The organism is Staphylococcus simulans (assembly GCF_002994445.1).
Lineage (GTDB): Bacteria > Bacillota > Bacilli > Staphylococcales > Staphylococcaceae > Staphylococcus > Staphylococcus simulans_B.
In genome coordinates this window covers 242445-255601 of the sequence record NZ_MRZJ01000001.1, presented here as the reverse complement: position 1 = coordinate 255601, position 13157 = coordinate 242445, and the positions used below count along the sequence as shown (strand labels likewise).

The following is a 13157-nucleotide window of genomic DNA, read 5'->3' as shown; positions in this document are numbered from 1 at the left end:
ACGGATTATTCATCTCCTTCGTAGCGGCTAATAATCTTGCTTACCAATGGATGGCGTACAACGTCGCTTTGATCTAATGTTTGAACACTGATACCTTTAACACCTGATAGTCTATTAACTGCCTGTTTCAACCCGCTTTTAACGCCTTTTGGCAAGTCGACTTGTGTCATGTCGCCTGTCACTACCATTTGAGAGCCGAATCCTAAACGTGTTAAAAACATTTTCATTTGCGCATGTGTAGTATTTTGCGCTTCATCTAAAATAACAAATGCATCATCAAGTGTACGTCCGCGCATATATGCGAGCGGTGCTACTTCAATAATGCCTCTTTCTATAAATCGCGCAGTTTGTTCTGGTCCTAATACAGTATGCAGACCATCATAAAGCGGTCTTAAATAAGGATCTACTTTTTCCTTTAAGTCACCAGGCAAGAAACCTAATGATTCTCCGGCTTCAACTGCCGGACGAGTGAGTACAATTCTTTTCACATTACCTTGTCGCAATTCTTTAGCAGCATAAACCACAGCTAAGAAAGTTTTACCTGTACCTGCAGGTCCGATACCGAATACTAAATCATTATGCTTCATCGCATTTAAATACAGTCGTTGTCCCATTGTTTTAGCACGAATGGTTTTACCGTAAGCATCTTTAGTGATGGCTTCATCGTATAAATCAACAAGATGTTGAATTGACCCTCTTTCTGCCATTTTAATTGCTGCTTCCACATCTTTAAGATTAATCGATACGCCTTGATCAATTACTTTTAAAAGGTTTTTAATTACAGCTTCTGCTTTTTCTATTTCTTCTTGTTGCTGCCCTTTTACAGCTATCTCTTGCCCCCTTGCATGAACAATGACATTAAACGCCTCTTCAATTGCTTGCAAGTGTTCATCATTATTACCGATTAAAGCTTGGGCTTGATGCATATCGTCAATAACTATTATTCCTGGCATACATTAACTCCTTTTCACATATATCGCTGGCAAACAGCGTGTTCATTTTAATTAAGATGCAGAATATTATTGTCAACGGAAACTACGGACTTAGTTAATAATTTCCACATATTCATAGTTTCATTATATCATGTTCTAACGTATTATTAATCCAATAATGTTCATGAGACAGAATCAAAAGAGAAATCGGACTTGCAATTTTCATCGCAAGCCCGATTTCTTTTATTATTGAAGTTGTTTCGGTTTTTTTAATATTTCAGACCAAATCATACCGTTTAAGACTTCATCATCGTTAAATCGTAAATCATCATTGTTTTGTTCTCGATGCTGACTGAATTTATTAGCGAAAAGCTGTTTAAGACGTTCTCGCTTTGCACGTTCAGATAAGTATTTATCCGCAATGATTTCTTGTGCACGACGTTCGAGAATTGCCATTTGCTTTTCTTTGTTTCTGTCCATTTCAGAACGCAGGTCACTTAATTCACTATTTAAAGTATTGTTAAGTGCTTGCTTTAGTTCTTGTTCTTTTTCATGTTGGTTCAGTCTCTTATTGGAAGATGATTCAGTTTTTCGTTGACGTGTCTCTTGAGTTCTCGTTTGATCAGGTTCTGATTGTCTTGGAGAGGAATTACGTTTTGAAGGTTGTGTTTCTGCTTCAAATTGTTTTTCCATCTCTTCAAACTTATCACCTAACTGTTCTAAGAAGCCTTTATGAGGCTTTCGCTCAGTTGTAGGCTGTCTTCTAGGTGATTTTGGTTGGTTTTGTTGACGCTTTTTATGATTTTTATCATTGATTGCACTGATTAATGAAATAACAATACTGATGATAAAAATTATAAGACCGATACTCATTTAATCACCTCTTTACTTATCTGGTGACTCATTATCGTCAGGTTGTGTACGTTTATTGATTGATTCACGCATTCCTGTATCTGCTTCTATATTTTTCAAGTTATAGTAATCTTTAACACCAATATTGCCTTTTCTTAGTGCTTCAGACATTGCTAATGGTACTTCAGATTCAGCTTCCACAACTTTAGCACGCATTTCTTGAACACGAGCTTTCATTTCTTGTTCAGAAGCTACAGCCATAGCACGACGTTCTTCAGCTTTCGCTTGAGCAATGTTCTTATCAGCCAATGCTTGCTCAGTTTGCAAGTCAGCACCGATGTTTTTACCGATATCTACATCTGCGATATCGATGGATAGAATTTCGAATGCTGTCCCAGAATCCAAACCTTTGCTGAGTACTGTTTTAGAAATGTTATCTGGATTTTCAAGAACGACTGTATGATGTTCACTTGAACCGATTGTTGAAACAATACCTTCGCCGACACGGGCAATAATTGTTTCCTCACCGGCACCGCCGACTAAGCGAGAAATATTAGCACGTACTGTGATTCTTGCTTTAGCTTTTACTTCGATACCGTTCATTGCGACACCTGTAATAAATGGTGTTTCAATGACTTTAGGGTTAACAGACATTTGTACTGCTTCAAGTACATCACGACCTGCTAAGTCGATAGCTGCCCCTCTTTCAAATGGCAAGTTAATATCTGCACGCTGCGCAGCAATATTTGCATCTACAACGCGGTCAACATTACCGCCAGCTAAGTAGTGAGATTCTAATTGGTTAGTTGTTAAATTCAAACCAGCTTTGTGTGCTTTAATTAATGGTGCAATAACTTTACGCGGTGATACACGTCTTAAGCGCATACCGATTAATGTACCGATATTTACTTTTACACCAGCTGCTATTGCAGAGATCCATAAACCGATTGGTACAAATGAAAATAAGATTAATAAAGCGATTACTGCAATAACAATGATGATTATTAATGGTATTAACATGTAATGTGCCTCCTAGTGTTATGTGTTTTTAAACTTCTCTTACAACTACTCTCGAACCTTCAACTTCTGTTACTTTGACTTTCACATCTCTTTGAATAAATGTTCCATCAGATACTGCATCGATACGTTCATCATTAAGCGAGATAATACCGGCAGGACGTAATTCAGTTAAAGTGACAGCAGTTTGGCCTACTAAATTAGAGCGGTCATCATGTGAAGTGTAGCCAGCTTCAGATGTAGTGGAATCCCTTAATATTACTTTTTCAAACAGCGAAATCTTCTTATTGTATCCTTTCACTAAAATCACCCATTCTATAATAGTCAGAATCAAAGCAATAACTACGTTGATCAGCATCCATAAAATATTATCACCGAGCATAATAATACTGATGGTAATCAGAATTATCCCGATGATTCCTATAATGGCACCCACAACGAAAAATTCTATTATAAGCAGTATAACACCTATAATGAATAAACCAATGGATATTAGTGAAACTTCACCTTGAATTAAATAACCTAGAAATAGAATTAATAAAGCGATGGACGCAATAATCCCCATAAAATTAATGCGTTTAGAATAGAGTTGATAAAGAAAACCTAAAAAGATAATACAAGTCAGAATTAATGAAATTAACGGACTTGTGATGACATTGCTGATTTGATGTAATAAGGGATCAGAATTAGTCTGAAATACTGAAATATTATGTAGGATTTCAGCTTGATGTGACATAGATTCACCTCGCTCTCAGTTTTATTATACATGATTGCTTTAGGTAATTATAGGAATATTGATACATTTTAATACGCAAAAAAATAGATAAGATTATTTTTATTAAATAAAAGAAAAAACCCCAAGTTTTACAATAAGAAAACTTGGAGTCTATAAACTGCTTAATATAATAATTAATTGTTTGTTGAGGGAGTCAACAGACTTAATAATTATTTGAATTTACGTTTACGTGCAGCTTCTGATTTCTTTTTACGTTTAACACTTGGTTTTTCGTAAAATTCACGTTTACGTACTTCTTGAATTGTACCGCTTTTAGAAACTGAGCGTTTGAAACGGCGTAATGCATCTTCAAGTGATTCGTTTTTACGGACTACTGTTTTAGACATCTGTATTTCCCTCCCTCCAAATAACAACGGAACTTTAAAATTCATTCACATGGTTGAGTGTAAACCATGCAATCATAATTATAATATAACTGATTGTTGCGGTCAATTAGAATAATTAATTTTTTGTACATTATACGATAGCAGAGAATTCACTGCTGTTTGTCGCATGATCAATAACTCGTGTAACATAGCCTTTATTTAAAGGATAGCCGACTTCAGTAATTTTAACTCTGACCAATTCGCCGATTAATGATTCATCGCCTTCGAATTGTACTTTCATATAGTTATCTGCATAACCTACTAATGTACCAGGTTCGTCACCTGTTTCTTCAGGAATGACTTCAAGTACTTTTTGATCAAAGTGAGATGCGTATTCTTTTGCTAATTGATTACTTAATTCAATCAATTTATGGACACGTTCGTTTTTAACACTTTCATCAATTTGTCCATCCATTCTAGCTGCAGGTGTACCTGTACGAGCAGAATATGGGAATACGTGAAGTTCAGAGAAATGGTGATCAAGAATAAAGTCGTAAGTTTCTTGGAACTCTTCTTCTGTTTCGCCTGGGAACCCAACAATCACATCGCTTGTTACTGCTAATCCAGGCAATGCTTCATGTAATTTCATCAGGCGTTCAGAGAAATGCGCCATTGAGTATTTACGTCTCATTCTTTTTAGAACTGTGTCTGAACCTGATTGCAATGGTACGTGCAAGTGACGTACGACTTTATTTGAATTTGAAATAACATCAATGACTTCATCAGTTAATTGACTTGCTTCAATTGATGAAATTCTGATTCTTTCGAGTCCATCTACTGCTTCAAGATCACGCAGTAATTGAGCTAAATTGTAATCTTTTAAGTCTTGACCGTATCCACCAGTATGAATACCTGTTAATACAATCTCTTTATAACCAGAGTTGACTAAAGTAGTTGCTTGCTCCACAACTTTTTCTGGATCTCTTGAACGCATTAAACCACGTGCCCAAGGAATAATACAGAAAGTACAGAAGTTGTTGCAGCCTTCTTGGATTTTAAGTGAAGCACGTGTTCTGTCTGTAAAGTAAGGCACTTCCAACTCTTCATATTTACGGTTTTTCATAATGTTGCCGACACCATTGATTGGTTGACGTTCTGCTTTAAACTCTTCGATATAACCAAGTAATTTCGTACGGTCTTGTGTTCCAACGACAACATCTACACCTGGAATATCCATAATTTCCGCAGATGAAGTTTGTGCATAACAACCTGTTACGCATACGACTGCATCTGGATTTTTTCTAATTGCTCTTCTAATAACTTGTCTGCTTTTTTTATCGCCTGTATTTGTGACTGTACATGTATTTATAACAAAGACATCGGCATTAGTATCGAATTCAACACGATCATAGCCGGCATCTTTAAATAATTGCCAAATTGCTTCAGTTTCATAATGGTTTACTTTACAACCTAAAGTATGAAAAGCTACTGTTGACATTTATTTTCACCCCATTAATTCTTTTTCATAACTAATTGCACTAAGCGCATACAATGGAGCTGTTTCTGCTCTTAAAATCCGATGACCTAAGCCCACTATGTATCCATTGTTTTTGAACAACTCAACTTCCTCAGGACTTAAACCGCCTTCTGGTCCAAAAATAATTAATACACGTTCTCCTTTGCCAAATTGCTTTAGAGCACGTTTAAATTCACTCATTTCGCCTTCTTTGGCAACGTCTTCGTAAGCGACTAGTACATAATCATATTTATCTATATTAACATAAACTTCCTTTAAATTCGATACAAATTCTATTGTCGGAATAACAAGTCGATAACTTTGTTCTGCTGCTTCTTTAACAATTTTGTTCCAACGTACCATTTTCTTATCTACTTTGCTTTGGTTTAATTTCACAACTGAGCGGTCCATTTGTACAGCGATAAAATGAGAGGCACCAAGCTCCGTAGATTTTTGAAGCAGCCATTCATATTTATCTGCCTTTATCAACCCGCTGCAAATAGTAACTTCAACCGGCAATTCAGTATCGTTCGGTTGTGCTTCTTCCAACTCAACTTCAATTTCTGTGTCGCTGATTGAAATAATGACGCATGTATAAACTTTTAAATCTTCGAAAGTAATTATGATTTTGTCGCCGTTCTGATGGCGCATCACATTTGCTATATGATGTATATCTTCTTTATCAGTAATAAAAAAACGCTGATCTTCATCAGCGTTTTGATTTAAAAAAATATCTTTGCATATTAATTGCTCGCTTTCTCGCCAACGATACAAACCCAACCGTTGTCGTGATTAATAGAAATGATATTAAATCCTGTACGCTTCATATGATTGATAATTTCATCGCTCTTCTCTTCGATGATACCAGATGTAATAAATAAACCATCATCATTTAAAGTATTATAAGCGTCTTCTATCATTTCTTCAATAATATGCGCTAATATATTTGCTATAACAACATCATAGTGATGTGTTTCACCTTGTAGTAAATTGCCTGTTGCTGTTTCAATTTGATCTACGCAACCATTTTTTTCAAAGTTTTCTTTTGCTACTTTGATAGCGAGTTCATCTAAATCCAAAGCTTTTATCTTTTTAACGCCAAGCAGAGAGCAAGCAATGCTTAAAATACCAGAGCCTGTGCCTACATCTATTACTGAATGATCAGGTGTCACATATCTTTCTATCGCTTTTAAACACATGCTTGTTGTTGGATGATCTCCTGTTCCGAAGGCCATACCTGGGTCTAATTCTATCAACAACTCATCAGAATCTGTTTTATCGTATTGTTCCCAACTTGGAACAATTGTAAATCTATCAGAGGCTTTGAAAGGATGGAAATAATTCTTCCACTCATTAGCCCAATCTTGTTCTTGAATTGTTTTTTCATCAAAACTGAAGATATTTTTATCTAAATCATCCAAATTGTTCAATTCATTTAAAATATCTTGCTTTAATTGATCTGAGTAATCCAATTCATTAAAGTATGCTTTTATTCTAACGCCGCTTGTCGGATAATCTTCTGGGTTCAACTCATAAATCTCTCCGAATTTATCCGCTAAATTACCTTTTAAATCATTAGAATCTTCTATAGCAACGCCGTTTGACCCCATATTTTCTAGTATATTGGACACAGCATCTTGGACTTCATGATTCACAACAATTGAAATTTCCATCCAGTTCATCGCATTTAATCTCCTTTAAAGAATCTGCGTGCGCGTTCTTTGAAGTTTGAAGGTTGTTCTTCAATTTCTTCACCGCTGATTTCCGCAAATTCTCTCATTAATGATTTTTGTTTTTCGTTTAATTTCGTTGGAGTTACAACGTTGATATTAACGAATAAATCACCATGCCCATAACCGTGAACATTTTTAACGCCTTTGTCTTTCATGCGGAATTGCTTACCATCTTGTGTACCTTCTGGCACAGTTAGCATAACATGACCATTAAGTGTAGGTACTTTGATTTCATCACCAAGTGCTGCTTGAGGGAAGCTGATTTTCAAGTTGTAGAAGATGTCATCGCCTTCACGAATGAATTTATCAGAAGGTTGAACTCTGAATACAACATATAAATCACCTTGAGGTCCACCATTATGACCCGGTGCACCTTCGCCTGCTAAACGGATTTGCTGATCATTGTCTACACCTTCAGGTACTTTTACTTTAAGTTTAACGTTTTTAGTTTCAGTACCTTTACCGTGACATGTAGGACATGGCTCTTCAATTTCTTCACCTGTACCATTACATACTGGACAAACTTTTTCTGTACGTACACGGCCTAATATAGTATTTTGTTCGACTGATACGTGTCCTGCACCATTACAGTAATGACAAGTTTTCTTTTTAGAACCTGGTTTTGCACCTGAACCGCCGCAAGTTTCACATTTTACTTCTTTTCTGATTGAAATTTCTTTTTCAGTGCCGAACACTGCTTCTTCGAATGAAATTGTCATTGTATATTGTAAATCATCGCCTTTACGCGGTGCGTTAGGATCTCTTTGAGCACCGCCGCCGCCGAAGAATGAACTGAAAATATCTTCGAATCCGCCGCCGAATCCACCGAAGTCTTGTCCGCCGAAGCCTTGGCTGCCGAAACCGCCTTGCGGTCCATCATGGCCGAACTGATCATAGTTTACACGTTTGTTTTCATCACTTAAGACTTCATATGCTTCAGTGACCTCTTTAAACTTGTCTTCTGCGCCTTCTTCTTTATTAATATCTGGATGATATTTTTTTGGATAATTTACGGTAGGCTTTTTTGATTTCGTCTTTTGACGCATCTTTGCTGACACCTAAGACTTCATAGTAGTCTCTTTTTGCCACTGTAATCTCTCCTATCTTTTCTGCTAGTATAGATTTTATTTACCTTTTAAAGTATAGTTCGTTAAATAATAAAAAGTCAAAGCCAATGTACAATTGACTTTGACTTAAATTTTAATTCAAGAAGCCGCCTTCTTCTATTATTTAGTTATAGCAGCTTTCAAACATATACGATTTCAAATATTATTTGTTATCGTCTTTTTTATCATCATCTTTAACTTCAGTGAAGTCAGCATCTTCAACATCGCTGTTGTTGCCGCCTTGATCACCTTGTTGTTGCTGAGCTTCTTGAGCTTGTTGGTAAACTTTCATTGATAAATCTTGAACTACTTTTTCAAGGTCTTCTTTTTTAGATTTAATATCATCTAAATCGTCACCTTCAAGCGCTTTTTTCAAGTCTTCTTTTTTATCTTCAGCTTGTTTTTTGTCGTCTTCAGAAATGTTGTCGCCTAAGTCTTTCAATGTTTTTTCAACTTGGAAGACTAAGCTGTCAGCTTCGTTGCGTAAGTCACTTTCTTCACGACGTTTTTTGTCAGCTTCAGCATTTTGTTCAGCATCTTTTACCATTTGATCGATTTCATCGTCAGATAATGAAGAGCTTGATTCGATTGTGATATTTTGTTCTTTATTAGTACCTAAGTCTTTAGCTGTTACATTAACGATACCGTTTTTATCAATGTCGAATGTAACTTCGATTTGAGGTACACCGCGTGGAGCTGGTGGAATATCAGTTAATGAGAAGCGTCCTAATGTTTTGTTGTCTGAAGCCATTGGACGTTCACCTTGTAATACGTGAATGTCTACAGCTGGTTGGTTATCTGCAGCAGTTGAATATACTTGAGATTTAGATGTTGGGATTGTTGTATTACGTTCAATAAGTGTATTCATACGGCCGCCCATGATTTCGATACCTAATGATAATGGTGTAACGTCTAATAATACAACGTCTTTAACGTCACCTGAGATAACGCCGCCTTGGATTGCTGCACCCATAGCAACTACTTCGTCAGGGTTAACACTTTTGTTTGGTTCTTTGCCGATTTCTTTTTTAACAGCTTCTTGAACTGCAGGAATACGAGTAGAACCACCAACTAAGATAACTTCATCGATATCTTTGCTTGTTAAACCAGCATCGCTTAATGCTTGGCGAGTTGGTTCCATTGTACGACGTACTAAATCATCAGAAAGTTCTTCGAATTTAGAACGTGTAAGTGTGATTTCTAAGTGTAATGGACCACTTTCTCCAGCAGAAATGAATGGTAATGAGATTTGAGTTTGAGATACACCTGATAAGTCTTTTTTAGCTTTTTCAGCAGCATCTTTCAAACGTTGCAATGCCATTTTATCTTGAGATAAGTCGATACCATTTTCTTTTTTGAATTCTTCTACTAAATAGTCAATGATTACTTGGTCGAAGTCGTCACCGCCAAGTTTGTTGTCGCCAGCAGTAGAAAGTACTTCGAATACGCCGTCGCCTAATTCAAGGATAGATACGTCGAAAGTACCGCCGCCAAGGTCGAATACTAAAACTTTTTCATCTTGTTCAGTTTTATCTAAACCATAAGCTAATGCAGCTGCTGTTGGTTCGTTGATAATACGTTCAACTTCTAAACCAGCAATTTTACCAGCATCTTTAGTTGCTTGACGTTCAGCGTCGTTGAAGTATGCAGGTACTGTGATAACTGCTTTATCAACTTTGTCGCCTAAATAGCTTTCAGCAGTGCTTTTTAGGTTTTGAAGAATCATTGCTGAAATTTCTTGTGGTGTATATGATTTTCCATCAACGTCTACTTTGTGGTCAGTACCCATTTCACGTTTGATAGATTGAATTGTGTTAGGGTTTGTAATTGCTTGTCGTTTAGCAACTTCACCTACTTGAGTTTCACCATTTTTAAATGCAACAACTGATGGAGTTGTACGTGCACCTTCTGGATTTTGAATAACTTTTGGTTCGTCGCCTTCTAAAACAGACACGCAAGAATTTGTTGTACCTAAGTCAATACCGATAATTTTACCCATAACTAATAATTCCTCCTAATTACATTTGTTGTTTTATTTAATCAGTTATTTTTATTGGTTTACTTTTACCATTGAAGGGCGTAATACACGATCCTTCAATTTGTAACCAGTTTGAAGCTCTTGTGTAACAGCGCCTGATTCGTATGAATCATCATTATCTTGCATTACAGCTTGATGGAAGTTTGGATCGAATTGTTCGCCAAGCGCTTGAATTTTTTCAAGACCATTTTCTTCCAATGCGCGTAATAAGCTTTCATAAACCATTTGTACCCCTTTTTGAAGAGATTTAAATGATTCATCGTCGCCTTCGATTTGCAATGCACGTTCGATGTTATCGATCGTCGGCAAGATATCTGTTAAAACACTTTGAGATTGGTAAGTTTTTAAAGTTTGATTTTCATTTTGAATACGTCTTTTATAGTTTTCAAACTCAGCATATAGACGTAAATATTTTTCTTCTTTTTCATTTAACTCATCTTTAAGTTGTTGGATTTCATTCTCTTGTTGATTCTCTTCTGAATCATTTTGAACGTCTTCATTATTCTCTGTTGTTTGAGTCTGTTCTTCAGTATTTGAATCTACTGCTGTTTCTTCATTTTCAGCAACTTCTTCATTGTTTACTGATTGATCTTTTTCTGCCATTTTCCGTCCTCCAATACGTTTCAACACTATATTTTGTATAGTAATTGAATTACATTTTGATAACGCATAGCGGTTGGTCCAATAACAGCTATGTGCCCTTTAAGATGCTCATCAATATGATAATCACTCATCACAATGGAAATATCTTCTAATCCATTATCTATTTCTTGACCGATTTTAACATCGATACCAGAGTGATTACCTTCTTCGAACAGTTTCAATATCTTATTGGACTCTAAATATTGAAGAATTTGTTGTATTGAATTCACATTCTGTTCATTTAATGTATCAATTAAATTAGACTTTCCACCAAGGTAAATGTCGTTTTGACTATCATTTACCCTTTGGTAAAGCAAATCTGTTAATTGATGAACCGTTGAGATATCATTGGATTGTTCAAATGTTTTATCTTCAAAGCCTTTGTTATTATAAATTTCTTTGATGTAGTTGGCAATTTGGATTAAACGCGATTTAGAAATCTTTTCATCTATGGTCAATTGAATGTGCTCTACGTCACCTGTTTCGAACACAATTACCATAATAACCAAATTTGCGGTCGCATTAAACAAATGAACATCGCTGATTAAATCTTTTGATTGATTCGGTTTCATTACCAACGTAGTATACTGGGTAAATAATGACAATTCATTTGCATAAACACTTAATGCAGCAGATAAATTGAAATTATACTCCATTAATAATTTGTTTAAACGCTGGTTGTGCGATTCTTTAAGAGGAGAAGTATTTTCCAACAGTTGGTCTACGTAATATCTAAAACCTTTCATTGACGGCGACCTGCCTGACGAAGCATGAGACTTCTCTACTAAACCAATTGATTCCAATTGTTTCATTTCATTTCTAATAGTAGCAGGACTGACATTTACGTTGTGCCGCTCTATAATCGTTTTAGATCCAACAGGTAAACCATAATCTACATAATCTTCAACAATGGCATTTAAAATGCTCAATTGTCTATCTGTAATCATGTTTCCACCTCATTAGCACTCTCTTCTTCCAAGTGCTAATTATAATTTATCAAATTGGTCAAAGTAAGTCAATGTTAAAGCATTGGACTGCAAAAAAAGTTAATCAATCAGGAATGCTTCGAAAACTTCATTGCCGATTACTTTCCCTCTGTCGGTTAAAGCAACATGATTGGCATCATTAATAATCAGTTCTTTATTGCTTAAATCTATTAATGATTTCTCATAGATTTGATTAATGTCAGTTTGGAATTTTTCTTTGAAAACTGCTTTATCTACGCCTTGATTCATACGTAAACCTAAAAACATTTGCTCTTCCATTTGTTCATTACGCGTTGGTGTTGTCTGATGAAGTATAGGGCGTTCGTTATTTTGTATTTTCTTAATGTAGTGATTGACTGGATTAACATTAGAATATCTTACGCCCTTCACGTAACCGCTGGCGCCTGCACCAAAGCCATAATACCCTTCGTTTTTCCAATATACTTTATTATGTTCAGATTCATGACCAATCTGACTGAAGTTTGAGATTTCATATTGATGCATTGAAGATTGATTAATTTTACTCAGAAGCAATTGATACATTTCTTCACCTAAGTCTTCACTAGGTAATTTTAATTTTCCTTTACGATATAGGTTATAAAATTGAGTCTTAGGTTCCAAAATTAAACCATAGCTTGAAATGTGATTGATATCCATTGATAGTGCAATATCCAAGCTTTTTTCAAACTGCTCTATCGTTTGACCTGGCAAATGATACATTAAATCTAAACTGATTGAATCAATGTTGTATTGATTTGATAAATCCACAGCATTATAAATATCGTTTGTTTGATGCGTACGTCCAAGTACTTTTAATAAATCTTGATCAAACGTCTGTACCCCCATCGATATTCTATTGACACCATAATCCTTTAATAATTTGATTTTTGAAGGTGTAAGTTCATCAGGGTTCGCTTCAAACGTATATTCATTTGAGATATTAAAATGTGTATTGATGGCTTGCAATAATCTTTCTAATTGTTCATTACTTAAAGCTGTGGGAGTACCGCCACCGACAAACATCGTTTTCAAATTTCTATTATCGGCAGTTTTAAATTCTTCAATCAAGCAATCTAAATATTCATCGACAGGTTGATTATGAATGAAATATTTATTGAAATCACAGTAAGTACAAATTCTGACACAAAATGGGATATGAATATATGCACTTTCTACTTTCATGGTTTCGCCTCTCTTTTAGGGATGAAATTCAAAATAAAAAGCTGGGACGTTC

Annotated in this window: 11 protein-coding genes and 2 pseudogenes; all 13 read right to left on the bottom strand. The window is 35.6% G+C overall.

Going from position 1 to position 13157, the window contains the following annotated elements; genetic code table 11:
- Window positions 1–5: 5 nt before the first annotated feature.
- The 13 genes and pseudogenes from C7N65_RS01360 to hemW all read right to left on the bottom strand — a co-directional run bounded on the left by C7N65_RS01360 (window position 6) and on the right by hemW (window position 13105).
- Window positions 6–953 (bottom strand): PhoH family protein, encoded by a 948-nt coding sequence (locus C7N65_RS01360; protein WP_105992669.1) that lies wholly within the window; start codon window positions 951–953, stop codon window positions 6–8.
- A gap of 225 nt (window positions 954–1178) precedes the next feature.
- Entirely contained in the window at window positions 1179–1805 is a 627-nt protein-coding gene (locus C7N65_RS01355; protein ID WP_105992668.1) for a hypothetical protein, read from the bottom strand.
- Window positions 1806–1817: 12 nt separating this feature from the next.
- Window positions 1818–2804, bottom strand: coding sequence for a flotillin-like protein FloA (floA, locus tag C7N65_RS01350; protein WP_105992667.1), 987 nt, complete (start codon window positions 2802–2804; stop codon window positions 1818–1820).
- A 28-nt stretch (window positions 2805–2832) separates the two neighbouring features.
- Complete coding sequence (locus C7N65_RS01345) at window positions 2833–3537, bottom strand: NfeD family protein (RefSeq protein ID WP_105992666.1); 705 nt, start codon at window positions 3535–3537, stop codon at window positions 2833–2835.
- A 209-nt stretch (window positions 3538–3746) separates the two neighbouring features.
- The gene (gene rpsU, locus C7N65_RS01340) at window positions 3747–3923 is read right to left on the bottom strand and encodes a 30S ribosomal protein S21 (protein ID WP_000048060.1); all 177 of its coding nucleotides are present in this window, start codon (window positions 3921–3923) and stop codon (window positions 3747–3749) included.
- Window positions 3924–4053: 130 nt separating this feature from the next.
- Window positions 4054–5400: a tRNA (N(6)-L-threonylcarbamoyladenosine(37)-C(2))-methylthiotransferase MtaB gene (mtaB, locus tag C7N65_RS01335; RefSeq protein ID WP_105992665.1), complete on the bottom strand. Its 1347-nt coding sequence runs from the start codon at window positions 5398–5400 to the stop codon at window positions 4054–4056.
- Between the two features lie 6 nt (window positions 5401–5406).
- Window positions 5407–6160 (bottom strand): annotated as a pseudogene (locus C7N65_RS01330) (16S rRNA (uracil(1498)-N(3))-methyltransferase).
- A 1-nt stretch (window position 6161) separates the two neighbouring features.
- Entirely contained in the window at window positions 6162–7100 is a 939-nt protein-coding gene (gene prmA / locus C7N65_RS01325) for a 50S ribosomal protein L11 methyltransferase (protein WP_105992664.1), read from the bottom strand.
- Between the two features lie 5 nt (window positions 7101–7105).
- Window positions 7106–8240 (bottom strand): annotated as a pseudogene (gene dnaJ, locus C7N65_RS01320) (molecular chaperone DnaJ).
- 180 nt (window positions 8241–8420) lie between these two features.
- The gene (gene dnaK, locus C7N65_RS01315; RefSeq protein WP_105992663.1) at window positions 8421–10256 is read right to left on the bottom strand and encodes a molecular chaperone DnaK; all 1836 of its coding nucleotides are present in this window, start codon (window positions 10254–10256) and stop codon (window positions 8421–8423) included.
- Window positions 10257–10307: 51 nt separating this feature from the next.
- A complete protein-coding gene (grpE, locus tag C7N65_RS01310; RefSeq protein WP_105992662.1) occupies window positions 10308–10898 on the bottom strand; it encodes a nucleotide exchange factor GrpE in 591 nt (196 codons plus the stop codon).
- Window positions 10899–10924: 26 nt separating this feature from the next.
- Entirely contained in the window at window positions 10925–11884 is a 960-nt protein-coding gene (gene hrcA / locus C7N65_RS01305) for a heat-inducible transcriptional repressor HrcA (protein WP_105992661.1), read from the bottom strand.
- Between the two features lie 99 nt (window positions 11885–11983).
- Entirely contained in the window at window positions 11984–13105 is a 1122-nt protein-coding gene (gene hemW, locus C7N65_RS01300; RefSeq protein ID WP_105992660.1) for a radical SAM family heme chaperone HemW, read from the bottom strand.
- Window positions 13106–13157 lie beyond the last annotated feature (52 nt).